This window comes from Streptomyces sp. NPDC027962, from assembly GCF_055566095.1.
In genome coordinates this window covers 49,215-72,782 of sequence record NZ_JBVHTA010000035.1, presented here as the reverse complement: position 1 = coordinate 72,782, position 23,568 = coordinate 49,215, and the positions used below count along the sequence as shown (strand labels likewise).

General features: G+C 72.3%; 21 protein-coding genes and 1 pseudogene. 10 read left to right on the top strand and 12 right to left on the bottom strand.

Features of this window, described 5'->3' with window-relative positions:
• Nucleotides 1-10: 10 nt before the first annotated feature.
• Nucleotides 11-784, top strand: a complete 774-nt coding sequence (locus ACZ4SA_RS27505; RefSeq protein ID WP_468279618.1) for a uracil-DNA glycosylase — start codon at nucleotides 11-13, stop codon at nucleotides 782-784.
• Here the strand turns inward: ACZ4SA_RS27505 and ACZ4SA_RS27500 are convergent.
• From ACZ4SA_RS27500 to ACZ4SA_RS27485, 4 genes are all read right to left on the bottom strand, one after another.
• A complete protein-coding gene (locus ACZ4SA_RS27500; RefSeq protein ID WP_468279615.1) occupies nucleotides 765-2,891 on the bottom strand; it encodes a xanthine dehydrogenase family protein molybdopterin-binding subunit in 2,127 nt (708 codons plus the stop codon). The two genes, ACZ4SA_RS27505 and ACZ4SA_RS27500, sit on opposite strands and share 20 nt — an antisense overlap.
• Nucleotides 2,888-3,895 carry an FAD binding domain-containing protein gene (locus ACZ4SA_RS27495; protein ID WP_468279612.1) on the bottom strand — a complete coding sequence of 336 codons (1,008 nt, stop codon included), beginning with the start codon at nucleotides 3,893-3,895 and terminating at the stop codon, nucleotides 2,888-2,890. Before ACZ4SA_RS27495 ends, ACZ4SA_RS27500 begins: the two co-directional genes overlap by 4 nt.
• Entirely contained in the window at nucleotides 3,892-4,446 is a 555-nt protein-coding gene (locus tag ACZ4SA_RS27490) for a 2Fe-2S iron-sulfur cluster-binding protein (protein ID WP_468279610.1), read from the bottom strand. The genes ACZ4SA_RS27495 and ACZ4SA_RS27490 overlap by 4 nt, the downstream gene beginning before the upstream one ends.
• Before the next feature lie 74 nt (nucleotides 4,447-4,520).
• A complete protein-coding gene (locus tag ACZ4SA_RS27485) occupies nucleotides 4,521-6,020 on the bottom strand; it encodes an FAD-dependent oxidoreductase (RefSeq protein ID WP_468279607.1) in 1,500 nt (499 codons plus the stop codon).
• 247 nt (nucleotides 6,021-6,267) lie between these two features.
• Here ACZ4SA_RS27485 and ACZ4SA_RS27480 point away from each other — a divergent pair, with 247 nt between their 5' ends.
• Genes ACZ4SA_RS27480 through ACZ4SA_RS27470 form a run of 3 tightly spaced genes read left to right on the top strand, consistent with a single transcriptional unit; the run spans nucleotide 6,268 to nucleotide 7,361 of the window.
• On the top strand, nucleotides 6,268-6,423 hold the full coding sequence (locus tag ACZ4SA_RS27480) for a hypothetical protein (RefSeq protein ID WP_468279605.1): 156 nt from the start codon (nucleotides 6,268-6,270) through the stop codon (nucleotides 6,421-6,423).
• Between the two features lie 37 nt (nucleotides 6,424-6,460).
• The gene (locus tag ACZ4SA_RS27475) at nucleotides 6,461-6,823 is read left to right on the top strand and encodes a DUF3040 domain-containing protein (protein WP_468279603.1); all 363 of its coding nucleotides are present in this window, start codon (nucleotides 6,461-6,463) and stop codon (nucleotides 6,821-6,823) included.
• 13 nt (nucleotides 6,824-6,836) lie between these two features.
• Nucleotides 6,837-7,361, top strand: a complete 525-nt coding sequence (locus ACZ4SA_RS27470) for a DUF6328 family protein (protein ID WP_468279600.1) — start codon at nucleotides 6,837-6,839, stop codon at nucleotides 7,359-7,361.
• Between the two features lie 441 nt (nucleotides 7,362-7,802).
• On the opposite strand, the gene ACZ4SA_RS27465 is transcribed toward ACZ4SA_RS27470, so the two are convergent.
• Together ACZ4SA_RS27465 and ACZ4SA_RS27460 are read right to left on the bottom strand one after the other, a co-directional pair.
• The gene (locus tag ACZ4SA_RS27465; protein ID WP_468279597.1) at nucleotides 7,803-8,195 is read right to left on the bottom strand and encodes a DUF6479 family protein; all 393 of its coding nucleotides are present in this window, start codon (nucleotides 8,193-8,195) and stop codon (nucleotides 7,803-7,805) included.
• A gap of 161 nt (nucleotides 8,196-8,356) precedes the next feature.
• Nucleotides 8,357-8,500 carry a hypothetical protein gene (locus ACZ4SA_RS27460; RefSeq protein ID WP_468279594.1) on the bottom strand — a complete coding sequence of 48 codons (144 nt, stop codon included), beginning with the start codon at nucleotides 8,498-8,500 and terminating at the stop codon, nucleotides 8,357-8,359.
• A 252-nt stretch (nucleotides 8,501-8,752) separates the two neighbouring features.
• Between ACZ4SA_RS27460 and ACZ4SA_RS27455 the strand changes: the two genes are divergently transcribed.
• Nucleotides 8,753-11,782 (top strand): alpha-mannosidase, encoded by a 3,030-nt coding sequence (locus ACZ4SA_RS27455; RefSeq protein ID WP_468279592.1) that lies wholly within the window; start codon nucleotides 8,753-8,755, stop codon nucleotides 11,780-11,782.
• Between the two features lie 33 nt (nucleotides 11,783-11,815).
• Here the strand turns inward: ACZ4SA_RS27455 and ACZ4SA_RS27450 are convergent, their stop codons facing one another.
• A complete protein-coding gene (locus ACZ4SA_RS27450) occupies nucleotides 11,816-13,087 on the bottom strand; it encodes a DUF6777 domain-containing protein (protein WP_468279590.1) in 1,272 nt (423 codons plus the stop codon).
• Nucleotides 13,088-13,246: 159 nt separating this feature from the next.
• On the opposite strand from ACZ4SA_RS27450, the gene ACZ4SA_RS27445 reads away from it, so the two are divergent.
• On the top strand, nucleotides 13,247-14,530 hold the full coding sequence (locus tag ACZ4SA_RS27445) for a streptophobe family protein (RefSeq protein ID WP_468279587.1): 1,284 nt from the start codon (nucleotides 13,247-13,249) through the stop codon (nucleotides 14,528-14,530).
• 45 nt (nucleotides 14,531-14,575) lie between these two features.
• Here ACZ4SA_RS27445 and ACZ4SA_RS27440 read toward each other — a convergent pair whose 3' ends face one another.
• From ACZ4SA_RS27440 to ACZ4SA_RS27430, 3 genes are read right to left on the bottom strand one after another with little or no spacing between them, the layout of a single operon-like run.
• The gene (locus ACZ4SA_RS27440; RefSeq protein ID WP_468279585.1) at nucleotides 14,576-15,574 is read right to left on the bottom strand and encodes a serine/threonine-protein kinase; all 999 of its coding nucleotides are present in this window, start codon (nucleotides 15,572-15,574) and stop codon (nucleotides 14,576-14,578) included.
• A complete protein-coding gene (locus ACZ4SA_RS27435) occupies nucleotides 15,574-16,359 on the bottom strand; it encodes a hypothetical protein (RefSeq protein ID WP_468279583.1) in 786 nt (261 codons plus the stop codon). The genes ACZ4SA_RS27440 and ACZ4SA_RS27435 overlap by 1 nt, the downstream gene beginning before the upstream one ends.
• 12 nt (nucleotides 16,360-16,371) lie before the next feature.
• Entirely contained in the window at nucleotides 16,372-18,759 is a 2,388-nt protein-coding gene (locus tag ACZ4SA_RS27430; protein WP_468279581.1) for an ABC transporter ATP-binding protein/permease, read from the bottom strand.
• A 214-nt stretch (nucleotides 18,760-18,973) separates the two neighbouring features.
• On the opposite strand from ACZ4SA_RS27430, the gene ACZ4SA_RS27425 reads away from it, so the two are divergent.
• Nucleotides 18,974-19,486 (top strand): ATP-binding protein, encoded by a 513-nt coding sequence (locus tag ACZ4SA_RS27425; RefSeq protein WP_468279579.1) that lies wholly within the window; start codon nucleotides 18,974-18,976, stop codon nucleotides 19,484-19,486.
• 724 nt (nucleotides 19,487-20,210) lie between these two features.
• On the opposite strand, the gene ACZ4SA_RS27420 is transcribed toward ACZ4SA_RS27425, so the two are convergent.
• Nucleotides 20,211-20,444, bottom strand: coding sequence for a hypothetical protein (locus tag ACZ4SA_RS27420; RefSeq protein WP_468279577.1), 234 nt, complete (start codon nucleotides 20,442-20,444; stop codon nucleotides 20,211-20,213).
• Nucleotides 20,445-20,571: 127 nt separating this feature from the next.
• The gene (locus ACZ4SA_RS27415; protein ID WP_468279574.1) at nucleotides 20,572-21,489 is read right to left on the bottom strand and encodes a S1 family peptidase; all 918 of its coding nucleotides are present in this window, start codon (nucleotides 21,487-21,489) and stop codon (nucleotides 20,572-20,574) included.
• 718 nt (nucleotides 21,490-22,207) lie between these two features.
• Here ACZ4SA_RS27415 and ACZ4SA_RS27410 point away from each other — a divergent pair.
• From ACZ4SA_RS27410 to ACZ4SA_RS27400, 3 genes and pseudogenes are all read left to right on the top strand, one after another.
• A pseudogene (locus tag ACZ4SA_RS27410) lies at nucleotides 22,208-22,333 on the top strand (DUF6629 family protein); the annotation flags it as partial.
• A gap of 29 nt (nucleotides 22,334-22,362) precedes the next feature.
• Nucleotides 22,363-22,857: a DUF6629 family protein gene (locus ACZ4SA_RS27405; RefSeq protein ID WP_468279571.1), complete on the top strand. Its 495-nt coding sequence runs from the start codon at nucleotides 22,363-22,365 to the stop codon at nucleotides 22,855-22,857.
• Nucleotides 22,858-23,158: 301 nt separating this feature from the next.
• Nucleotides 23,159-23,545 (top strand): hypothetical protein, encoded by a 387-nt coding sequence (locus ACZ4SA_RS27400; protein ID WP_468279569.1) that lies wholly within the window; start codon nucleotides 23,159-23,161, stop codon nucleotides 23,543-23,545.
• Nucleotides 23,546-23,568: the final 23 nt, after the last annotated feature.

Genomic DNA, 23,568 nt, shown 5'->3' with positions numbered 1-23,568 from the left:
GGGGGCAAGGGTGAGTGATGAGGACGACTTCCCCGCCCGTACGGCTCCGCGCTGCACCGGCCTCGGCGAGCTCGACGAACAGGTGAGCCGCTGCCGGGCCTGCCCGCGGCTGGTCGCGTGGCGGGAGGCGGTCGCCGCGACGCGCCGGGCCGCCTTCTTCGACTGGGAGTACTGGGGCAGGCCCGTGCCCGGCTTCGGGCCGCCCGACGCGGCCCTCGCCGTCGTCGGCCTGGCACCCGCCGCGCACGGCGGCAACCGCACCGGGCGGATGTTCACCGGCGACGACTCGGGCGATGTGCTGTTCGCCGCCCTGCACGCCGTCGGCCTGGCCTCGCAGCCCACGTCCACCCACCGCGGCGACGGCCTCGAACTGCGCGGCGTGCGCGTCACCGCGCCCGTCCACTGCGCCCCGCCGGAGAACAGACCCACGCCCCAGGAGCGCGACACCTGCCGGCCGTGGCTCGTCAAGGAACTGGCCCTGCTGCCGAACCTGCGCGGCGTCGTCGTCCTCGGCGCCTTCGGGTGGCAGGCGCTGCTGCCCGTCCTCGAAGCCACGGGGCGCCGACTGCCCCGGCCCCGGCCCGCGTTCGCCCACGGCGCGCACTTCGTCCTCCCGGGTGAGGGCGACGACGACGGCAACGGTGGCGGTCGCCTCCGGTCCGAGCTGCACCTGCTCGGCTGCTACCACCCGAGCAGGCGCAACGTCCACACCCGGCGGCTCACCTTCCCCATGCTCGTCGACGTGCTCCGGCACGCCGCCGCCGTCACCGGCCTGGACCGCTGAGCGCTGTCCCGTCCTCGAGCGCTTCGAGCACCTTGTCCGGTGTGAGCGGCAGCTCGCGCAGCCGCAGACCGGTCGCGTGGTGGACGGCGTTGCCGACGGCCGCCGGCGTGCCGACGATGCCGATCTCACCGATACCCTTGCTGCCCACCGGGCTGAGGTGCGGGTCGTCCTCGTCGATCCAGTGCGCCTCGATCGAGGTGACGTCGGCGCAGACCGGCACGTGGTACGAGGCAAGGTCGCACTCGGCGAAGTCACCGAAGCGCTCGTCCATCGTGCTGCCCTCCATCAGCGCCATCCCCATGCCCATCGTCATCCCGCCGATGAACTGGGAGCGTGCGGTACGGGGGTTGAGGATGCGGCCCGCCGCGTAGACGCCGAGCATCCTGCGCACCTTCACCTCACCCGTCACGGTGTCCACCTGGACCTCGGCGAAGACGGCCCCGAAGGCGTGCCGGGAGAAGGCCGGTTCCTCGCCCGTCTCCTCCTTCGTGTCGGCGGTCGCGGTCAGCCCCTTCGGCGGCAGCTCTCCGCGGTGGTCCGCGAGACGCCCCGCCAGCAGCGTGGCCGCCTTGTGTACGGCCCATCCCCAGGACCCCGTGCCGCAGGAGCCGCCTGCCAGCGAGGCCGCCGGCAGGTCGCTGCTGCCGATCTCGATGTCCACCGACTCCAGGGGCACGTCCAGCGCCTGTGCGGCGATCTGCGCGAGCACGGTCCGGGCCCCCGTCCCGATGTCGGTCGCGTTGATACGGATCCGGAAGCGGCCGTCACGCCCCGCATGGGCGGACGCGGTGGAACGGACGATCAGGACGGGATAGGTGCTTGCCGCGACTCCGGTCCCGAGGAGCAGGTCACCGTCGCGGGAGACGCCGGGGCGCGGGTCGCGGCGCTGCCAGTCGAAGAGGTCGGCGCCCCGGCGGAGGCACTCGGCGAGGTTCCTGCTGCTGAACGGCAGACCGCTGTCCGGCTCGGTCTCCGGTTCGTTGCGCAACCGCAGTTCCACCGGGTCCAGCCCGGTGGCGACGGCGAGTTCGTCCATCGCGGACTCCAGCACGTACATGCCCGGCGCCTCGCCCGGCGCGCGCATCCACGACGGGCTCGGCACGTCGAGAGGCGCCACGCGGTGGACCGTACGGCTGCTGGGGGAGACGTACATGACGCGGGCGGGGACCGCGGCCTGCTCCACGAACTCCTTCACCCGGGAGGTGTGGGTGACGACCTCATGGGCGAGGGCGGTGATCCGGCCGCCGGAGTCCGCACCCAGCCGGATGTGGTGCAGCGTCGGCGCCCGGTGGCCCACGACAGCGGCCAACTGACGCCGTGGAAGGGCCAGTTTGACGGGCCGCCCGGTGTGGCGGGCGGCCATGGCGGCCAGTACCACGGACGGACGCGGAGTCCCCTTCGAACCGAAGCCGCCGCCGACATGCTCGGAGATCGCGGTGACCTGCTGCCTGTCGAGTCCGAACAGCTGTGCGAGAGCGTCCCTGACCGGGCCGGTGCCCTGGCTCGAGTCCCGGACGGTCAGCCGGCCGTCGTGCCAGTGGGCAGTGGTGGCGTGCGGCTCCATCGGATGGTTGTGCAGGGCGGTGAGGGCGTACTCGACGTCGACCCGGACGTGGGCCGCTGCGAACGCGCCGTCGAAGTCGCCCCGTTCGCGCACCGCGGGGTAGCCCCCGTTGGCTTCATCGGGGGTGTGGATGCCCGGGTGGCCGGTCGTGAGACGTACGTCGTGGTCCTCGGCCTCGTAGTCGATGCGCAGTGTCGCGGCGGCCCCGCGGGCGTTCTCGAGGGTGTCGGCGACGATCAGGGCGACGTACCAGCCGCGGTGCGGCACGCGGTCGTCCTGGAGGAGCGCGAGCGTCGGATCGTCCGGCTCACCGAGGCGCTCCGCGTTCTCGTGGGTGAGCACCGCCAGCACCCCCGGCAGGCCGAGGACCTCCGATGTGCCGATCGCACGGACCCGCCCCCTGGCGATCGTGGCGGGCACCGGCCAGGCGTACGCGCAGCCGGACGGGGTGTGGTCGACGGCGTACCGGGAGTGGCCGGCGACCTTGTCACGGGCCTCGAGCCGGACGGCGTCGGCGCCCAGCACGGCCGGTGCCCGGTTCACAAGCGCACGTCGCCGTCGCGGGGACCGGAGACGAGTCCGGTCAGCACGCTCACCGCGAGATTGCGGGCGAGCCGCACCTTGAAGGCGTTGTCCCGCAGCGGCTGGGCCGCTGCCAGCTCGGCCTCCGCCGCCCTGACGAAGGAGGCCCGCTCGGCCGGGGCCCCCACCAGCAGTTCCTCGGCCCTGCGGGCACGCCAGGGCCGGTGGGCGAGACCGCCGAACGCGAGCGCCGCGTGCAGTACTTGTCCGTCCTCCACGGCGAGAACTGCGGCCACCGACACCAGGGCGAAGGCGTACGAGGCGCGGTCGCGGGCCTTGCGGTACGCCGAGCGCGCCCCGGGCGGCACGGGCGGGAGCTCCACGCCGGTGACGAGTTCGCCCGGGCGGATCTCGGTGTCCGCCTGGGGGCGGTCGCCCGGCAGCCGGTGGAAGTCGGTGACCGCCAGCGCGCGGTCGCCGTCCGTCGAGTGCAGATGGACGGTGGCGCCGAAGGCGGCCAGCGCGACGGCCATGTCGGAGGGGTGCGTGGCGACGCAGTGCTCCGAGTGCCCGAGCACGGCGAGATCACGGTGCACCCCCTCCCTGGCAGGGCAACCGGTGCCCGGTGCACGCTTGTTGCAGGGCTTGGAGATGTCCTGGAAGTACGTGCACCGGGTGCGCTGCAGCAGGTTGCCGCCGGTGGTCGCCGCGTTGCGCAACTGCCCCGAGGCCCCCGACAGCAGAGCCTGCGACAGGGCGAAGTAGCGCGTGCGTACGGCCGGATGGGAGGCGAGGTCGCTGTTGCGCACGGCGGCGCCGACCAGGAGCCCTCCGCCGGGAACGCCCTCGATCGTGTTCAGCGGCAGTCGGCTCACGTCGATGAGCACGTCGGGGGTCGCGACGCCGAGCTTCATCAGGTCGACGAGGTTCGTTCCGCCGGCGAGGTACTGGGCCCCGGTGTGCGCGGCGAAGGCGGCGACGGCCTCCGCGGCCGTGCCGGGGCGGACATAGGCAAAGGGCTTCACGGCGTCACGTCCTCAATGGCCGCCACAATGTTGGGATAGGCGCCGCAGCGGCACAGGTTGCCGCTCATGCGCTCGCGGATCTCCCGCGGGGTGAGCGACACGGCCCGGCCCTCGCCGGTCACCAGCGAGGGCCTGCCCTCTGCCACCTCCGCCAGCACCCCGACCGCGGAGCAGACCTGGCCGGGAGTGCAGTAACCGCACTGGAGGGCGTCCCTGGCGACGAAGGCCTCCTGCACGGGATGGAGCTCGCCGCCCGCTCCGAGACCCTCGGCCGTGGTGATGTGGGCCTCGTCGTGGGACACAGCCGGCATCAGACAGCTGTTGACGCGTCGCCCGTCGGCGATCACGGTGCACGAGCCGCACTGGCCGTGGTCGCAGCCCTTCTTCGGACCCGTCAGGTCCAGGTGCTCGCGCAGGGCGTCGAGGACGGTGGTGCGGTGGTCGAGCGTCAGTGTGTGCCTGACTCCGTTGACATGCAGGGTGACCGCGGACTGGTGGGCGTCCGCGATGCGCGGTGCGCCCTGGGCCTCCGGTCGGCTCGTCGGTTCCACGCCGCAGCGCCTCTCCGCTCGGATGATCTGCTCTACTTCCTACCAGCGTGGGGCAGATTGCGCGGCTCGGCCGCTCAGGAGCCGTCCGCATCCCGCTGTTCGAGGGGCCGGACGGCCGGGCCCTGCAGCACGGAGCCGTCGACGCCGAAACGGGAACCGTGGCACGGGCACTCCCAGCTGCGCTCGGCCTCGTTGAACGAGACCAGGCACCCCAGGTGGGTGCAGCGGGCCGACACCGCGTGGCACGTGCCGTCGTCGTCGCGGTACACGGCGCAGCGCTGACCGTGCAGCCGCACCACCGCACCGGTCCCCGGCTCGATCTCGGCGGCCGAGTCGACATGGGACGTGCGCAACCGGTCCCCGACGAAGTGCCGTCCCACCTCCGCCTGCTGCGAGAGCATGGTGGGCGCCTCGCGCAGCGTGCTCCACAGCCGCCGCGGGTCGTACAGGTCCGTCCACGGCGGCTTCACGGCGCAGATCAGACCGGCCAGCAGCCGCCCCGCGAGCACGCCGCCGCTCATGCCCCAGCCGCCGAAGCCGGTCGCCACATAGGTGTGCCGGGCGCCCGGGTGGAAGGGGCCGATGAGGGGCACGGTGTCGCTGGAGTCGTTGTCCTGGGCGGCCCATCGGTAGGCGGTCTCCTCCACGGCGAAGTGCGCGTGCATCCACTCGTCGAGGCGGTCGAACCGCTCGGGGACGTTCCCGGTGCCGGGTGTGAAGTTCTCGCCGGTGACGATCAGCAGCCTGCGGCCGTCGCCCAGCGGGGCGGTGCGCACCGACCGTTTGCTGCCGTCCTCGCTGATGTACATCCCGCCCGGGTCCTGGTCCGCGGTCAGTGGCGCCGCCACGACCAGCTCGCGGCGGGGGGACATCCGGGCGAACAGCAGGGCGCGGTCGAAGACCGGAAAGTGGGTGGCGACGACGACGTCGCGGGCGACGACCGTCCGGCCGCTCTCCGTCGTGAGCCGGCACGGACTGCCCTCGTGCAGCCCGGTGACCCGGGTCCGCTCGTGGATCGTGCTGCCGTACGCCGTGAGGTCGCGAGCCAGTCCGAGGAGGTACTTACGGGGGTGGAACTGCGCCTGCCCCTCGACCCGCACCGCGCCGGCCACGGAGAACGGCAGCCCGGTGTCCTCGACGTACACCGCGTCCAGGCCCGCTTCGAGGGTGGCCTTCGCCTCGGCCTTGAGGGTCGACCGCTGCGCCCCGTCGCGGGAGTAGACGTAGGAAGGGCCGCGCTCGAGCTCGCAGTCGATGCCGAGCGCCGAGGACACCTCGGCCACGCGTTCGACGGCCTCCTGCTGGGAGTGCGCGTAGAGCCGGGCGCCCTCGGCGCCCCTGGTACGCCGCAGACGGTCGTAGACCAGCCCGTGCTGAGACGTCACCTTCGCCGTGGTGAAGCCCGTGACGCCCGCCGCGATCCGGTCCGCCTCGAGCACCACCACGGACCGGCCGCCTTCCCGGGTCAGTTCCCACGCGGTGCTCAGACCGGCGATCCCGCCGCCGACGACGGCGACGTCGACAGTGACGTCGCGGTCCAGCGGCGGGAAGGACGTGGTCTCGCTGGTGCGCATCCAGTGCGAATCCGTCGTGCGTGTGTGCGGGTGCTGCGCTGCTTGCTGCGTCGTGTGCTCCTCCGTGCGCGGAGGGCGAGGGTCGTTGGACATGCGGTCCGAGTGCCCGGCCTCGGCCACTCGAAGCGTCTTTCCGATACGGCCGGAAGGGGGACTGACACGGCGCGGACCGGGTACCCGACACGACGGAAATCCGGCAGCGCCACGAAAACTGGCCGGTATCGAAGCACCGAAGGAGTTGTCAGCCGTGGAAACCCGGGCCGACACCGAAAGGATCCAGAGTCCCGTCGCCGAACAGGAACGGATACGGACCTGCAGACCCGCCGTGGTCATGCAGGGACGCGAACCCGACCGCACGTGGGAAACCTGCCCGGAGCCGAACATCGTCCGGGGCGAGGACTGATCCGAACTCGTCGTCACGCGTATGGGAGGCGCCAGCCATGGACGGAGCCGGACTCTCCGAACCGGAACGTCTGATCCTGGCTGAGATCGAACGGGATCTGCGCACAGACCGGGCCCTGGACCGGCGTCTGCGGACGATGAGCCCCGAACCGCCCCTGACGGGGGCCGGTCACCGAATCCGGTCCCACTGGCTCGCCGCTGCCGTGAGCGTGCTGGCGGCCCTGACACTCGTCCTCCTGGTGATGGCCGCCTCCAGCTCTTCACCCGGCCTGATCTGGGCCTTCGCAGCCACTTGGGCCCTGACCCTGGTCGGGCTGCTCACGCTCGTCTGCCGCTGGTCCAGGCGGCTGGCAGAGCGCAGGCGGGCGACAGGCCGGAAACCCGCCTCCGGGCCGGCCTGAGCGGGCGGCCCCGATGGGGATCGCGCCGAAAGGCCCCGGAGACCGACGGGAGAGTTCCGACGAGAGGCTCCACCGGCTGTGGGGCGAGCTCCTGCGCGAGGTGAGGGTCGCCCTCGCCGGGGTGCAGCTGCTGCTCGTCTTCCTGCTCGCCGTGGCCTTCACACCGCTGTTCCCGCGGGCGGGTGAGGCCGACCGGATCATGTACGTGGTGAGTCTGCTCCTCGGAGCGGCCGCCACCGGAGCTCTCACGGCGCCCGTCGGCATGCACCGCATGACCCGCGGGCGGGGAATGAAGTACGAGGCCGTCAAGTGGGCCTCGCGTTTCACCCTCGCGGGGCTCGCGCTGTTCGTGGGCATGGGGACGCTGGGCATCCTGATCGTGCTGCGCGCGGTCCCCGCGATCAGCAACACGACGGCGCTCGTGCTGGCCGCGGCGGTGGTGGGCGGGCTCGTGCTCTGCTGGGTGGTGCCCGCGCTGCTGCTGCTGATAAGGCACCGCAGCCGGCCCACCCCATCGACCTCCCGCCGCACCTCGTGATCTCCTGCCGCATAGTGCGTCCCCTGGCCCCTGGCGGACCGGCCGCTCAGCCTTCGACGCCGGTGGCCCCGTGCGAGGAGCCGACGGGCTTCGGTTCCGGGGAGCCGGCCGGCGGAGGTGGAAGGACTGGATGACCATCGACCCGACGCCAGCAGCTCCGACTGTCTTCTGCGGCGTGCGGTCCCGGAGCCGGCGAGCGCGGAGCAGGCGCTCTCGCCTCTGCCAGCTCGGCCTCGAAACGCTCCACGGCACGGGCGTCCTCGTGCTCTCCTGCCGACGCGCCGCCGCACAGCACGACCCCGGCCGCCCCGGCGGCCAACATGACCGGCCGCCGGCGGGTCGAACGCGACCACGTGCCTCCCCTGCGCGCACGGATTCCGAGCAAGGACGAATGCCGCCGGCCGATGGCGGCCGGCGGCATTCGTCGGGGGAAAGCGGGGCTCAGCCGCCGTGACCGCCGCTGCCGAAGGCGCCACCGCTCTCGTCGGAGTCTCGGGGCGGCTTCTTCTCCGGCACGGGGCGGGACCCCATGTTCCCGTAGCCGTGGAGCTCGTGAGGGGTCAGACGCCCCTCGACCACGTGGCCCTCGCTCAGATCGAACTCGTCGGGCTCCAGACGGCTCTCGAAATGTGTCTGGTGGTCGGGCCGCTTCGGCTGCTCGTCTTCCCGCGGAGGCTGGTCGCGCCGCCTGCTCGCGCCCACCTGCCAGACGATCCACACGAGCAGCACCAGCAGTCCGATCACGATCAGACTGAAGACGATGACCGCGGGTGCCCCCTCACCGGCCGCGAGGTCGGCGGTGAGGTCCCCGGCCGTGGGGTTGATAGTGACCATGCATACCGGGTACCCATTTTGGCCGGTATATCCGCCGGTGCGGAGGGTGACGCCTGAATGGATGCGCCGCGGCCGGATCGCGACCGGGCTGCCCTCGCGGCATCGTCGCTCTCGGGCGGCCCGGCCGCTGCCGGTGAGGGCCTCCAGGAGCCCGGCGCGGCTCATGGCCGACCGGCCGGCGACGTCGGGCTCGGCACCGACTCCTGCGCCCGCACCGCCGTCAGATACTCCTTGCCGCGCATCGTGAACGTGGCGATGCCCGCCTTCTGCGAGCGGTCCCGGGCGCTGCGCAGCAGCTCGTACACCGTGAAGTACTCCTTGCCGCGCGGCGCGAGGCAGTAGGTACGGCCCGCTGTTCGCTGAGGACCTTCGCTTCCCGGCCGGCCACCGGCGGGGCGGGATCGGCGGCTCGATTCCGAACGGGCCTCCCGCCCGAACAGGGCGAACACGCCACGCGGTTCGAAGTGCGCGCCGTGGGGGAGCTCTACACCGCGTCCACCTCCGCGACAGCCGTCCCCCTGGCAGCCCGAACCACCAAGACTCTCGGAGTACCCCTCATGCATGACGACCGCACCCTCGTCGAAGCCCGCCTCAGGCGTGTCCTCGACGAACGTATCCGCCCCGCCGTGTATCCCGAGTCCGTGCCGCTCGACGTCGCCGTGTGGAACGCGCCCGGCGAGCCCGTGCCGGTCGCCGAAGGACTCGCCGCCGTGCCGGAGCCGGTCGCGGTGGGCGACATGTGGGGCGCCCCGTGGGGCACCAGCTGGTTCACCGTCACCGGCACGGTTCCCATGGAGTGGGCGGGCCGGACGGTCGAGGCGCTCCTCGACCTCGGCTTCGACGAGCACATGCCCGGCTTCCAGTGCGAAGGCCTCGTCCACCACCCCGACGGCACCCCGGTGAAGGGCCTCAACCCCCGCAACCAGTGGGTCCGCATCGGCGCACCGGCACAAGGCGGCGAAGAGGTGCGGCTGCACATCGAGGCCGCGTCCAACCCCGTGATCCTCGGCTGTCCCCCCTTCGTGCCGACGCGACTCGGTGACAAGGAGACCGCGGGCAGCGACCCGCAGTACAAGCTCACCCGCATGGATCTCGCCGTCTTCGACGAGACCGTGTGGCAGCTCGTCCTCGACCTGGAGGTGCTCGGCGAGCTGATGCACGAACTGCCCGTCGACAGCACCCGCCGCCACGACATCCTGCGCGCCGTCGGCCGTGCCCTCGACCACGTCGACCTGCAGGACGTCAACGGCACAGCCGCTGCCGCCCGCGACCGGCTCGCCGGCGTCCTCGCCACCCCCGCCCAGCCCTCCGCACACCGCATCAGTGCCGTCGGCCACGCCCACATCGACTCGGCCTGGCTGTGGCCGCTGCGTGAGACCGTGCGCAAGGTCGCCCGCACGACCTCCAACATGACGGCCCTGCTGGAGGACGACCCCGACTTCGTCTTCGCGATGTCCCAGGCCCAGCAGTTCGCCTGGGTCAGGGACCACCGGCCCGAGGTCTGGGCCAAGGTGAAGAAGGCGGTCACGGAGGGCAGGTTCGTCCCGGCGGGCGGCATGTGGGTCGAGTCCGACACCAATATGCCGGGCTCGGAGGCGATGGCCCGTCAGTTCGTGCACGGCAAGCGGTTCTTCCTCGACGAGTTCGGGATCGAGAACGACGAGGCATGGCTGCCCGACACCTTCGGGTTCGCCGCCGGGCTGCCGCAGATCATCAAGGCCGCCGGCTCCAAGTGGCTTCTGACGCAGAAGATCTCCTGGTCGCAGACGAACAAGTTCCCCCACCACACCTTCCAGTGGGAAGGCATCGACGGCACCCGGATCTTCACGCACTTCCCGCCCGTCGACACCTACAACTGCTCGATGAAGGGAAGCGAGATCGCCCACGCGGCGAAGAACTTCAAGGACAAGGGCGTCGCCAAGCACTCGCTCGCCCCCACCGGCTGGGGCGACGGAGGCGGCGGCACCACCCGCGAGATGGTCGCCAAGGCGGCGCGCCTGCGGGACCTCGAGGGCTCGGCGACCGTGAAGTGGGAGACACCGCAGGAGTTCTTCACCAAGGCGGAAGCCGAATACCCGAACCCGCCCGTCTGGGTCGGCGAGCTCTATCTGGAGCTGCACCGTGCGACCCTCACCAGCCAGGCCAGGACCAAGCAGGGCAACCGGCGCAGCGAGCACCTGCTGCGCGAGGCCGAACTGTGGGCGGCGACCGCCGCCGTACGGACCGGGGCCGACTATCCGTACGAGCAGTTGGACCGGCTCTGGAAGACGGTGCTGCTGCACCAGTTCCACGACATCCTGCCCGGCTCGTCCATCGCATGGGTGCACCGCGAGGCCGAGAGGACCTACGCGGCCGTGGCCGGCGAGCTGAAGGAGATCATCGACGCCGCGCAGCGCGCCCTCGCCGGTGACCCCGCCTCCGGCGGCGAGCTGGTGTTCAACTCGGCACCGCACGAGCGCCACGGCGTGGCAGCCGGGGCGGCGGCCGTCGCCACAGACGGCGGCGGCGCCCGGTTGTCCGAGCGCCCAGCCGGCGGCTTCGCCCTCGACAACGGCCTGCTCCAGGTCGAGATCGACGCCCGCGGCCTGGTCGTCTCGGTCTACGACATCGGCGCCGAACGCGAGACCGTCGCACCCGGCCGGGCCGTCAACCTGCTTCAGATCCATCCCGACTTCCCCAACATGTGGGACGCCTGGGACGTCGACGAGTTCTACCGCAACACCGTCACCGACCTCACCGGCGCCGACGAGGTCACCGCCGTCGGCCCGGCCGCCGCCGCGGTGCGCGTGGTCCGCAGCTTCGGAGAATCGAAGGTCACCCAGGTGCTCACTCTCGCCGCCGGCGCCAAGCGCCTCGACATCGACACCGAGGTCGACTGGCACGAGACGGAGAAGTTCCTCAAGGCGTCCTTCCCGCTGGACATCCACGCCGAGCGGTACGCCTCGGAGACCCAGTTCGGCCACTTCCACCGGGCCACCCACACCAACACCAGCTGGGAAGCAGCCAAGTTCGAGGCCTGCAACCACCGCTTCGTCCACATGGAGGAGCCCGGCTGGGGCGTCGCCCTCGTCAACGACTCGACCTACGGGCATGACGTCACACGCACCGTGCGGGCGGCCGACTCCGGCACCACGACCACCCTGCGGGTGTCCCTGCTGCGCGCCCCGCGTTTCCCCGATCCGGAGACCGACCAGGGCGTTCACCGCTTCCGCCACGCGCTCGTGCCCGGCGCCTCGATCGGCGACGCCGTGCGGGAGGGGTACCGCATCAACCTGCCCGAGCGCCGCGTCGGCGGTGACACGGACGTCGCACCTCTGGTCACCGTCGACAACGGCGCGGTGGTCGTCAGCGCGGTGAAGCTCGCCGACGACGGGAGCGGCGACGTGGTGGTGCGCCTCTACGAGTCCACGGGCGGCCGGGCGCGGGCTCGGGTGATCCCGGGCTTCCCGGCTGCTGCGGTGGCCGCGACGGACCTGCTGGAGCGCCCGCTCACGGACGTGGATCAGCCCGAACTGAGCAGGGGAGCCGTCGCGTTGGCCCTGCGCCCGTTCCAGCTGGTCACCCTGCGGCTGGCCCGCGCGTCCTGACGGCGGCGGTTGCAGCCGCTCTGCGGGCAGGACCTAGACGAGCACCGTGCCGAGGACGGGTTGTGCCGGGTCGGAGAGGTGTGGGGCATTGCTGCGCATGCCGGACGGCGACTGCGGCGCCTCGTCCGGCGCCGGTTGCTCGGGGGAGGCGGGCGCCGGCTCGGACGGCGGCTCGGACGGCGGCTCGGACGGCGGCTCGGACGGCTCGCCGGGCGCCGGCTCCGACTCGGGCGGCGGGGCGGACGGGGGCTCGGAGGGCGGCGGCGGCTCGGGAGGCGGTTGCGTCCCGCCGTCGGGCGGGGACGTGTCCGGGGAGGGTGACGGCTTGCGGGTGGGAGCCTTCGTCTCCTTGTCGTGGGTACCGGTGTCACCCGCCGGGCGTTTGATCCACCCGTCGTCGGCGCGCAGGACGAACTCCTCGACGGGCTTGGCCGCCGGCTGCACGACGACCACGTTCGAGGCGCGGTATCCGGGCCAGGCGTCACCAGTGGTGCGCGGCGTCTCCTTCTGCGGCACGGGCGGCAGCAGCGGATTGCCGCAGGCGCAGCGCACCCTCGGCACACCGCGGTCGTCGACCAGCACCGCGGTGCCTGCCTGGAGCACCGCCTGATAGGCGGTCGGCCCGCCGTCCTTGAAGCCGTGGTTGGTCACTCTCGTGTCCATCCTGAGCTGGACCGGCGTCAGGGAGCGCAGATACGCGGGAACACGTGACGGCTCGATCTTCTGGACCCGGGCGAAGGCCTCGTTCTTCGCGGGCTCTGCGGACAGGGCCTTGACCTGCTTTTCCACGTCGCAGCTGGCCACCTTGCGTGTCCCCCCGTACAGGCCCGGCGTCGAACCCTCCACGCTTCGGGTGACGTCGGGGCGGCCCGGCGATCCGCTCGGGGCGGGCGACGGCGTCGACGAGGGCGGCGAACTGTCCTCTGCCGTCGACTCGGTGAAGGGGTCGGGCCCGGTCGAGCCTGCCGCCTGGAGGAAGACCTCGCCGCCGCCGGACCCGCCACCGGGTCCGCCGCCGTCCGGGCGGGTCAGTACGACGACGAGAACCACGGCCGCCACGAGCGCCGCGGCGACCGCCGCGATTCGGGGAGCCGAGCGCCACCAGGGGCGCCCGGGGCCCTCCTGCCCACCGCTGGGGCCGTCGGGCCCCGCCCCTCCCCCTCCCCCGCCCGGGCCGCCCCCTGACGCGCCGTCCGAAGGCCCGCCGGGCGGGGGCGGAGGCGCGGAACCGGGCCGCGAGGGGCCCGAGAGCGGACCAGAGGGCGGACCAGCCGGGCGGCCGGAGGAGGGCGGTTCGGCACTCACGGGCTCTTCTTCCCGACGTAGGAAGGCGGAAGAGAGGCATTTCTCCCGCTTTGGGGCTCATCATGCCTATTGTGTGCCCGGTCTCCGTGCCGGTCGCAAGCCGACGCGGTCGGCCCCACCCGGGGAGCGCGCCGCACCGGCCGTGCATAGCGTGGCAGCGTGAGTCATCAGGCATCGAACAGCCCGGACGGAGCGACCCGCCCGGCTCACGGCTGGCCCCAGGCGCTCGGCGCGGTGCTCGCCGGACTCGTGATCATGATCGTCACAGCGGCCCTCGGACTGTGGGCAGCCGGCGCGGCGGACCTGCCGGACGGCGGCTTCCTGCCGGTTGTCGCGGCCGTCGTCGTGATGGCCGTGTTCGGATCCGTGGAGATCGCCGGAGACGCCGGAGCCATCGTGGAGACGAGCGCCGGACTCACCGCTCTGCCGCTTTCCGTGACACTCGTCGGAGCCCTGGCGGTCGCCGCCGGCTTCCTGCGGCCGCTGCGGCACCGTGCCGTCGCCTCCGCCGGGGAACTGGCGGGCTGGGCCGCCCGGCTGGCCGTGCTGTGGGTGCTCGCCCTCATCGGCCTCTCAGCCCTTGCCCGCCACACGTTCACCATCCCCGTCGAGGACCCGACGGGCGGCTTCATCGAGGACCTGCTGGACGTCACCCCCCGCGTGGGTTTCCGCACCGACCTTCCGCTCACCGTCCTGTTCGGGCTGCTCTGGCTCGCGGCCGTACTCGCCCTCGCCGTCCTGGTCTCCCGCAGCGCCCCGCTCCCCGCATGGCTGCTGCGCTTCCAGGAGAGCGTGCGCCCCGCCGCGTTCGCGATGGTGACGCTGCTGCTCGCCTGCGTGGCGATCGGGGTGGTGATCGGCATCGTCGTCGCGCTGACCCGCGAGCGCCCCGCGGAGACCTTCGCCGTGCTCTTCCTGGGCCTGCCGAATCTCGTCTGGCTCGCGCTCACCCTCGGCCTCGGCGCCACCTGGGACGGCAAGGTCGAGGGGCCCTTCGGCCTCCCCGTGCCGAGGATCCTCGACGAAGTGCTCCGCACCGGCGACATGGCCACTCTCAACCTGGCGACCCTCTCCGAACGCGACGGGCGAGCCTGGTGGCTCCTTCCGGTCGCCGCGGTGCTCCTGTTGGCGGCCGCGTTCCTGATGGCGGTCCGGTCGCCGGCCCGTGTACGGCCCTGGCAGCACGCCCTGCACATGGCCGTCGCCCTTGTCCTCACCGTGCTGACCGTCTGTCTGCTCGTGCAGTTCTTCGCGCATTACGGCCTGTCGCTGCTGGGCATCGGGGACCTCGGCGGCGACCTCGCCGGGGAGGTGGCGCTGCGGCCGCACCTCTGGGCGGCGCTGGGTCTCGCGGCCGCCTGGGGACTCGTCACCGGATTCCTCGGCGGGCTCCTCGCTTCGCGGGTCCACCGGCGCGGCGAGGTCGCCGCTCCTTCTCACTGACGGCTGCGCGCCCAGCAGGCTGCGCGGTCTCTGACGGCTGCACCCTCACCGACCGTTGCCCGACCTGCCGGTGAACACCGGCAGCGCCCAGCGCGGCGGCTCCGGCACAGCGCCCCCTTCCTCGGGCCGCATCGCGCCGCGCCCCGCCACCACGGTCGCCGGACGGCCGCCCGCGTCCGTCCCCCCACCGGCCGCCGCCTCCCGCAGCGCTGCCACGAACGCGCCGCAGGAGCCGAAGCGGTCCTCGGGGCTCTTGGCGAGGGCCTTCGCCAGGATGCCGTCGACCGCGCCGGGAAGGTCGGGCCGGTGTTCGGTCAGCGGCGGCGGGGGATCGTACTGGTGCGCCCACAGCAGGGCCATGTCGTCGTCGCGCCGGAACGGCGGGCCGCCGCTCAGTGTCTCGTAGACGACGCATCCCAGGCTGTACACGTCGCACCGGCCGTCCACCGGGCGCCCGGAGATCTGCTCGGGCGCGACATAGTCCAGCGTGCCGACGAACTGGCCGACGGTCGTGAACCCGGTCAGCGACAGGGACTTCTTCGTCAGCCCGAAGTCCGTCAGATAGGCGTGCTCCGGATGGTCGCTGTCGATGCCCTCCGCGATCAGGATGTTCCCCGGTTTGACGTCCCGGTGCACCAGGTCGTGCGCGTGCGCGGCGTCCAGCGCGGACGCCACCTGCGAGGCGATACGGCCGGCCGCCTCGGCGGGCAGCGGGCCCATGCGGTCGAGCAGCACCCGCAGGTCCTGCCCGGCGACGTAGCGCATGGCGATGTAGAGAAGGCCGTCCGTCTCGCCCGCCTCGAAGACGGGCACGATGTGCGGGTGGTCGATCGACGCCGCCACGCGTGACTCGTGGGTGAAGCGTCTGCGGAACGTGTCGTTGCGGGCCAGTTCGGGAGCCAGCAGCTTGAGGGCCACGGTGCGGTCGAGACGCAGGTCCTTGGCGCGGAAGACCACCGCCATGCCGCCGCGGCCGATCTCGCGCTCCACCAGGTAGTGCGCCACCTCCTTGCCGACCAGATCGAACGGCACGCCGCCCTGCATCAGCGGTCACCGCCACGGGCCGGCGGCTCCTCGGCGCGCTTCACGGTCCGCGTCACGTCGGGAAGTACGTCGTCCGATCCGGGGGCCGGCTTGACGGGCGGGCCGTCCGGGTCCACGACTTGCGTGAGCTCGTGCCGCGGCCTGCCCTCCATGCCGGCGTCCCGCGCCGGGTGCTGTCCGTCGTCGGGCCTGTCGACGGTCTGCGTCGCTTCGTGAGATCCGGCGGCGGACGCGGGCGAACCTTCTTCCGGGGGCGACCGCGCGGGCTCCGGAGCTCCGGCCGGAGATTCCGCACGCGAGACCGGACCGGACGAGGTCGCGTACGTGGTCAGCCTGAGCCCGTCGCAGTACACCCAGCGCTCGTGCTCGGCGTCGTAGAGCCACACCGACTCGCCGTCCACCACCAGTCCCACCCGCAGTCCCCGCGTCCGGTCGCGGAAGGTCTCCCCGTCGGCCAGCCCGTCCGCCAGGTCCTCCGCGGCGCGCCGGTAGCGCGACAGGGTCTCGCCGACCCGGGCGAGCAGCGGCCGCGGATCCGCCGTGCGGGCCAAGGGCCGGCCCGAGGCGGGCGGCTCCTGCGGCACGGGGACCAGCAGGCGCGCGTCGACCCACGCGGACCAGCCGTTCGCGCACACGATCTGTCCCCAGTCGCCGCGCCGCTCGGCCAGCAGGACCGGCAGCAGCGGGTCGAGCGGTGCCGTGGGCCTGGACACGTCCGGCGACTCCCAGGCGGGCATGCCCGCCTGCGGCACGACATGTGTGGCGCGGAAGTCCCAGGTGGCCATGGCGGTCCGCGCCTACTTCCGCATGATGGCGGGCTCGTGCCGGCGCAGCAGCCGGGCCACCAGGTAACCGAACACGGCCGACAGGACCACCAGCATCCCCATGTCGAGCAGCCACACCCCCGCCGAGTGCTCGAAGAGCGGATCGGCGGTCAACTTCCCGGGGACGATGCGTCCGAGGCCGATCGTGCCCGCCATCGCACCGAGCGCCCACCGGGACGGGACCAGCCACGCCAGCTGCTCGACGACCACCACGCCGTCCAGCTTGAGCAGAGCGCCGCAGAAGACCACCTGCACGATGGCGAGAAGCACCAGCAGCGGCATGGTGACCTCCTCCTTGCGCACCACGGCGGAGATCAGCAGGCCCAGCATCATCGCTGTGAACGAGAGCAGCGCGACGGCCGCCGTGATCTCGAGGAGGGGCGGCAGCAGCACACCCTTGCCGCCCGGCGCGTTGAGGTCGACGCCGACCAGGGCGACCAGGGTCAGCACGACCGCCTGCAGCACCGTGATCGTGCCCAACACCACGACCTTGGACATCAGATACGCGGATCTGGACAGGCCGACGGCGCGTTCACGCTGGTAGAGGGCCCGCTCCTTGACGAGTTCGCGTACCGCGTTCGCCGCTCCCGTGAGCACGCCGCCGACGCAGAGGATGAGCAGGGTGTTCAGCGCGGTCTCCCGGTCGAGCCGGCTGCCGGCCAGCGCGCGGGCCATGGCCCCCATCACGAACGGCAGCGCGATCATGATGACGAGGAAGGTCCGGTCCGCGCCGAGCGCGGCCGTGTACCGCCGCACCAGCGTGCGCAGCTGGGCGCCCCAGCTCTGCGTCTTCGGCGGCTCCGGCACCGGCTCCGGCGCCTCTCCCTCCGCCTCACGCGGCTGGGACGCGGAGCCCTCGATGTACCGCTGGTTGAAGCGGGAGTCGCGGTACGCCCCCGCCCAGTCACGGTCGCGCTCGCTCTCGAAGGCTTCGAAGGCCTCCGGCCACTGGGCGAAGCCGAAGAAACCGAGCGCCTCGTCGGGCGGCCCGTAGTAGGCGATCCTGCCGCCCGGCGCGAGGACCAGCAGCCGGTCGCAGACGTCCAGGCTGAGCACGCTGTGGGTGACTACGATGACCGTGCGCCCGTCGTCGGCCAGGCCGCGGAGCATATGCATGACCGACCGGTCCATGCCGGGGTCGAGACCCGACGTGGGCTCGTCGAGGAAGAGCAGGGACGGCTTCGTCAGCAGCTCGAGCGCCACGCTGACCCGCTTGCGCTGGCCGCCGGAGAGGCTGTGGATCGGTTGGCCGGCGCGCTGTTCGAGGCCGAGTTCGCGGATCACCTCGTCCACCCGGGCGTCCCGTTCCTCCCGCGCGGTGTCCTGGGGGAAGCGCAGCTCGGCCGCGTAGCCGAGGGCGCGGCGCACAGTCAGCTGGGCGTGCAGGATGTCGTCCTGCGGGACCAGCCCGATGCGTCCGCGCAGTTCCGCGTAGTCGCGGTACAGGTCGCGGCCGTCGTAGAGGACCGTGCCGTGCTCGGCGGGGCGCAGCCCGGTGAGGGCGTTCAGCAGTGTGGACTTGCCCGCCCCACTGGGCCCGACCACCGCGAGCAGGCATTTCTCGCCGACGGGGAACGAGACGTGGTCGAGAAGTGTTTTGCGCCCCCGGTCCACCGACACGGCCAGCCCCTGCACGTCGAGGCAGACCTCGCCGGTGTCCACGAACTCCTGCAGTTGGCCGCCGACCAGGGCGAACGCCGAGTGGCCGATGCCGACGATGTCGCCGGGCGTCACCGGGGCCCGGTCGACGGGCCGGCCGTTCAGGTAGGTGCCGTTGTGGCTGTCGAGATCGACGATCTCGTACGTGCCGTCGGGGAGCGAGCGCAGTTCGGCGTGACGGCGCGAGACGACCAGGTCGTCGACGATCAGCTCGTTCTCGGGCGCCCTGCCGATGCGCAGCCTGCGGGTCGGCAGCGGGCGCACGCTGGTCGGCCTGCGGAAGGCGCCGGTCACGGAGGGCAGGGAGACGGCGGAGGGCTGCTCGGGGGCGTGATCCGGTGGGACGGGCGACGGGGCGGGCTCTGGTGGGACGGGCGACGGGGCCTGGTCCGTCACGACGGCACGCGGGCCGTCCGCGGCGCTCCCGAAACGGATCTCCGTGCCGGGGCAGACTCCCCACGCCCGGATCCGGCGGCCTTCGGCGTACGTGCCGTTGGTGCTGTCCTCGTCCTCGAGGGTCCAGTGGCCGGCGACCGCGCGGAACACGGCGTGGTGCCAGGAGACGCGTGGGTCGTTGATGACGATGTCGCTCAGGGGGTCACGTCCGACGTGGTACGCCCGGGTGGGATCGATCACCGTGGAACCGCTGTCGGTCTCCACGACGAGTTCGGGCGCGGTCGGCGTGCCGGACCGCTCTGCCATGTTCGAATTCTAGCGATGTGTGCACCCTCCCGCCCTGTGGGAGGGTGCACACCACGGCGCCCAACTGGGACGGGGAGCGGACCAGTCGGGCCGCGTGTTGCGGGAATCGGACGTGCGGGGCACCCTGATGCTTACCCAGAAGCGACACAGGCTCACTCTTCGTACTCGGGGGCCGCATACGAATGACGGGCCGTCGCGGTGAGGAGCCACGGTCATGAACGTCCCGGTTGCCTGCCACTACAGAATCGAAGTGCCGGCCTCCCCAGAGCGCATTCCCCGGATACGGCGTATCCTCGCCGCGCATCTGCGGTACTGGGGCCTCGACACCCATGTCACACCGGTCTGCAACGCGGTCCACGAACTCGTCGACAACGTCGTCCACCACGTCGACGGAGACAAGACGTGTGTGGTGGAGCTGCGCTGGACGGGCCGTCATCTCAACGCCTCCGTCTCCGACCTGGACCGCACGCTGCCGAAGCTGCACACCTCGTCCCCCACTCGGGGCGGGCTCGCCAAGGTCGCGATGCTCAGCGACAGCTGGGGCACGTGTGCGACGGACGGGGGAAAGGTGATCTGGTTCAGCCGCCGGGTGAAGGAAACCCAGCGTGTGCTGTCCGGTCCCCCGGTGCCCAAGCCGCCGGTCCGTGAGTTCAGGCCGATTCCGCTGGAGTCAGTGCCCGCCGACCGGTTCGACGCACCCGCCCTCCACGTGGAGGCCGTGCGGTGACACATCGATGTCCTTCCCCGCGACGACGTCTCCCGTGACGCACGGACCTGTCTCCGGGACCGTCACCGTGAAGCGCACCTGGCCCGAACCCTCGGACACCTGCACACTCTCCTCGGGGTGGCCGAGCTCGATGAGCGCGCCCGTGACCTGACGGGCGCTCGGTGCGGCGATCCTTCGGCGAATTCGAGTGCCCGGGCGATCCGGTCCGCGTGGGCCCCGCCCCTGCACGGGGCGGCGCCGCCCAGCGGCACCTGCTTCTTGAAGGCGTGGTTCTCCGCGTACTTGGGGTTCTCCGGCTGCGGGCCGTCCTCCGCGGCCTGCGGCGGGCTCTTCGCCGCCGGGCGACCTCGGCAACGCGCCGCCACGTCCTTGAACATCCGGTCGTGCCGCGCCGACACCGCCTTCTCGGTCTCCGCCCGGTCCTGTTGCGCGGAGGGCGCGGGGGAGCCGTCCGTCACCGGTGCGGGGTGCGCGGCCCGGTCCCGCAGCCGGCCGGCGCCACAACGAGGAGCATGGCCACCGCGGCGGTCACGCGACCGGTCGCCACGGCGGCGGGCGCGAGTCGGGCCGTCGCGGGCCCGGCGGGTGGCGCGGCCCGGGCCGAGTGGGGTCGTCGCACGGCGAGTTGCTCCGTTTCCGGTGGCTGTCGGTGGGCGGGACGATGGTCCGGCACCGGAGCGGACCGTCGCCCGAGTACGCGTACACAGGCGACGGTCGCGGGTCTTCACGCCGCCCTTCTGTCCTGCCGCTCCGCGGGGTGCACCGACGCGAGCAGCCGGAAGAAGTCCGCCTCGTTGCCCGCGAGGCCGACGGCGCGCAGGGCGTCGTCCACCTCCGCCATCGGGGCGGCCAGCAGCGGGACCGCGAGCGGCGCCTGCTGCGGATCTGCGAGCACGGCCCTGGTGGTCTGCAGCAGTCGCACGTACGCCTGGGCGGCGGCGAGCTCGGGATCGTTCATCTCGCGGTTCCCCTCGTCAAGGTGTCGGTTCGTCAAGCATGTCCCGAGCCACTGACAACGGGCCTTCGGCAACGACGAAGCCGGCGGCCGCCCAGGGGGGCGGACCGCCGGCCCGACGCCGTTGGTACTAGAAGACGCTCACGCCGTACACGCTGAGAGCCTCGGTGACGGGCTGGAAGAACGTGGTGCCGCCCGAGGAGCAGTTGCCGCTGCCGCCGGAGGTCAGGCCGAGGGCCGTGCTGCCGGAGAACATGGCGCCGCCGCTGTCGCCGGGCTCGGCGCAGACGTTGGTCTGGATCAGGCCGTGGACGATGTCGCCGCTGCCGTAGTTGACGGTGGCGTTCAGGCCGGTGACGGTACCGCCGTGCAGGCCGGTGGTGCTGCCGCTGCGCTGGACGGACTGGCCGACGTACGCGTTGCCGGCGCCGGTGATGTCGCGGTAACTGCCGTTGTAGAGGTAGACACGGCCGTCAGCCGCCGAGGGGTTGGAGTGGCGGATGATGCCGTAGTCGTTGGTCGGGAAGCTGGAACCGGCCCTGGTGCCGAGCACCGTCGTGTTCGAGGAGTTGGTGTACCAGGTGCTGCCGATGTTGGTGCAGTGACCGGCCGTCAGGGCGTAGTAGGTGCTGCCGCTGCGGACGTTGAAGCCGAGCGAGCAGCGTCCGCCGCCCGCGTAGATGGCCTGGCCGCCCGCGATGAGCTTGTTGAAGGTGCCGGGCGTGCGCTTGATCTCCACGGCGCCGGCGCGGTCGCCCGCCGCCTTCTTGATCTTGGTGATCTCGGCGGCGGAGACGGTGGAGTCCGCCGTGACGACGAGCTTGCCGCTCTCCTTGTCGGTGTACCAGGCGGTGCCGGGCACGTCGGCTCCGAGCACGGCGTCACTTGCCTGGGCGAGCTGGGCGGCTGTGGCCCGCGCCGAGTCGGCCGGTTCGGCCATGGCGGACGGGACTGCAAGCGCGGAGGCGGCCACGAGTGCGGACGCGAAGGCGATCAGCCGCGCGCCTCTCGAGACGCTGCCGAGGGGGGACAGGCGCTTGATGTTCACTACATCCTCCGGTGGGGGATCCGGGGCCCGCTGGGTGGTCGGGCCCGTCGAACGCCGGCTGCCGGAACGTGACGGGACGTGCTCCGTCATGAGCCTGACAACCGTTGCGCAACGAATCCTGGGCTCCGGACCGTTCCGCGACAAGATCGCCTTTCGGCCGCTCTACGCGCGTCCAGCGGGCCCGTGCCGCTGGGGCGCCGGGGGGCGCCTTCGAGTCCGCTCCATGGCCTCGGGTGCGAGGGGGCCGCGCCGGGGCGGCAGAGGCCGTCGGTGACCGTTGCGCAAAGCCCGTGGATCGTTTGCTGACGGGTGGTCAATCTGCCGGTGGGTCAGGGGCTGTACCGACGTTGCGGACGCGCTGGGGGACGCACAAGCGGAATGGGGCTTTTCGTTTTGGCTGCTCAGCGTCGACAGGGCTGACCGGCGGGTGATTCCTGTCTGGATCTCCCGTCTCGATTGCCCGCTGCAACGACGGCGGGCGGCCGCCTGCCCGTTGCAGTGGCTTGCGCACATCTGCCGTCGCCCGGCCGGCTCCTGTGTCGCGGCCGCGAAAGCGCCACGCGCGCCATCCTGGCCCGGCCCCAGGCCGAGACTCGGAGGCGAAGGCGACGGCACCACACGCCCCGGAGGCCCCGGACGCCACCCCTTTATGCCTCAATCACTCCCGTTCGACCGGCGTGAGCGGGTGGCCGAATCCCGACCGTCGTAACGTGACGCCATGTGCTGGAGCGCGACGGCCGATCTCACGGCCGGCATGGGCATCGCGGCGGTCGGTGTGGCCTGCGCGGCAGCCACCCTGCGCCGCCGCCGGCCCCGGGACCTGCCCCTCGCTGCCCTGCCGCTGCTGCTCGGAGCACACCAGATCACCGGTCGGTGGTGTGGCGCTCGGGCGGCGGGGCCGGCCCGGCCACCACCGTCTGGGCCGTCATCGCTCTGCCGGTGCTCGCCATGTGGGTGCCGCTCGGCGTCCTCGTTGCCGCGTCGCCGCCCGTGTGCGGCAGGCTCGTCGCTCCGGCCTGCGTCGGCGTGATCGTCGCAGCCCTGCTCGCCCTGCGGCTGGCCGCGGGAAGCGTGACCGCAGAGGTCCGCAGCCATACCGTCGGCTACGCCGTCGACCTCCCGTACGCCACGCTCCTCGTCGCCGCCTACCTCCTCGCCACCGTCGGTTCCCTGCCCCTTGCCGCGGACCCGGTACTGCGCCTGCCGGGCGTGCTCGTGGGGGCGGGCGCGGTGATGTGCTTCGCGCCGTCGCGCACGGAGTTCGTCTCCACGTGGTGCGCGGTCGCGGCAGTCGTCTCCGTCGGTCTGCTCGGCTGGGCGGTGCGGCCGCCGGCGGGTGTGCCTGCTGGGCGGGACCTTGCGGACTGACTGGTCGCGGCCCGGGGCGGGCGGATGCAGGCGCTCGCCGTGTCCGCCCAAAGTACGTGAACCTTGAACGTTCTTGCAGTCGCAGGGTATTCCGGGCCGCTACACCTTTCTCCATGTTCCGGCCGGAGCGCGTGTGGGTACCCGAGGGACCCCGCGGTCGGCCTCGGGCATCCGGCCCCGGTCCGCTCGCACCTGGAAGGCCGCCGGGTCAGGCTGGAGTGGTTGCGGAGACTCCACGGCGGCGCGCCGGGAAGCAGGAGCAGGACACGCGGGGACGACATTCCGAGAGGCAGGAATCACGGTGAACAGTGCACAGGAATCCGCGACGTCCGTCGCGGTGACGCTCAGCGACTGCTCCAGGGAGGACGCCGACGCCGTCTTTCGCGCCCTGAGCCGGTCGTTCGATTCGGACCGTGAGGCGGGTGACACTCCCCAGTACGTGTCGCACGGCCATATGTCCGTGTGGACCTCGCACTTCGATGTGGCCAAGCCTCACGGCGACGCGGAGCCGGTGCGGCTCGCGGCACCTGTGACGGCGGAGCTGCAGGGCGGCTACTGGGCGGTGGACCGGATGCAGACGACGCTGGCCGCAGCCTTCGACCTGCTGGAGGAGGGCATGGCCGCAGGCGACCAGGAGAAGGACGTCCAGCTGCGGCTCTGCAGTGGAGTCCACCAGGACGAGATCTGACGTCGGCGCAACGTCCACGTCCC

What these genes read in the sequence shown, in the direction of transcription:
- ACZ4SA_RS27435 (WP_468279583.1), bottom strand. Translation starts at nt 16,359, where the DNA reads ATGGCCACCTGGGACTTCCGCGCCACACATGTCGTGCCGCAGGCGGGC.
- ACZ4SA_RS27465 (WP_468279597.1), bottom strand. Translation starts at nt 8,195, where the DNA reads ATGGTCACTATCAACCCCACGGCCGGGGACCTCACCGCCGACCTCGCG.
- ACZ4SA_RS27475 (WP_468279603.1), top strand. Translation starts at nt 6,461, where the DNA reads ATGGACGGAGCCGGACTCTCCGAACCGGAACGTCTGATCCTGGCTGAG.
- ACZ4SA_RS27470 (WP_468279600.1), top strand. Translation starts at nt 6,837, where the DNA reads ATGGGGATCGCGCCGAAAGGCCCCGGAGACCGACGGGAGAGTTCCGAC.
- ACZ4SA_RS27485 (WP_468279607.1), bottom strand. Translation starts at nt 6,020, where the DNA reads ATGCGCACCAGCGAGACCACGTCCTTCCCGCCGCTGGACCGCGACGTC.
- ACZ4SA_RS27455 (WP_468279592.1), top strand. Translation starts at nt 8,753, where the DNA reads ATGCATGACGACCGCACCCTCGTCGAAGCCCGCCTCAGGCGTGTCCTC.
- ACZ4SA_RS27425 (WP_468279579.1), top strand. Translation starts at nt 18,974, where the DNA reads ATGAACGTCCCGGTTGCCTGCCACTACAGAATCGAAGTGCCGGCCTCC.
- ACZ4SA_RS27440 (WP_468279585.1), bottom strand. Translation starts at nt 15,574, where the DNA reads ATGCAGGGCGGCGTGCCGTTCGATCTGGTCGGCAAGGAGGTGGCGCAC.
- ACZ4SA_RS27420 (WP_468279577.1), bottom strand. Translation starts at nt 20,444, where the DNA reads ATGAACGATCCCGAGCTCGCCGCCGCCCAGGCGTACGTGCGACTGCTG.
- ACZ4SA_RS27430 (WP_468279581.1), bottom strand. Translation starts at nt 18,759, where the DNA reads ATGGCAGAGCGGTCCGGCACGCCGACCGCGCCCGAACTCGTCGTGGAG.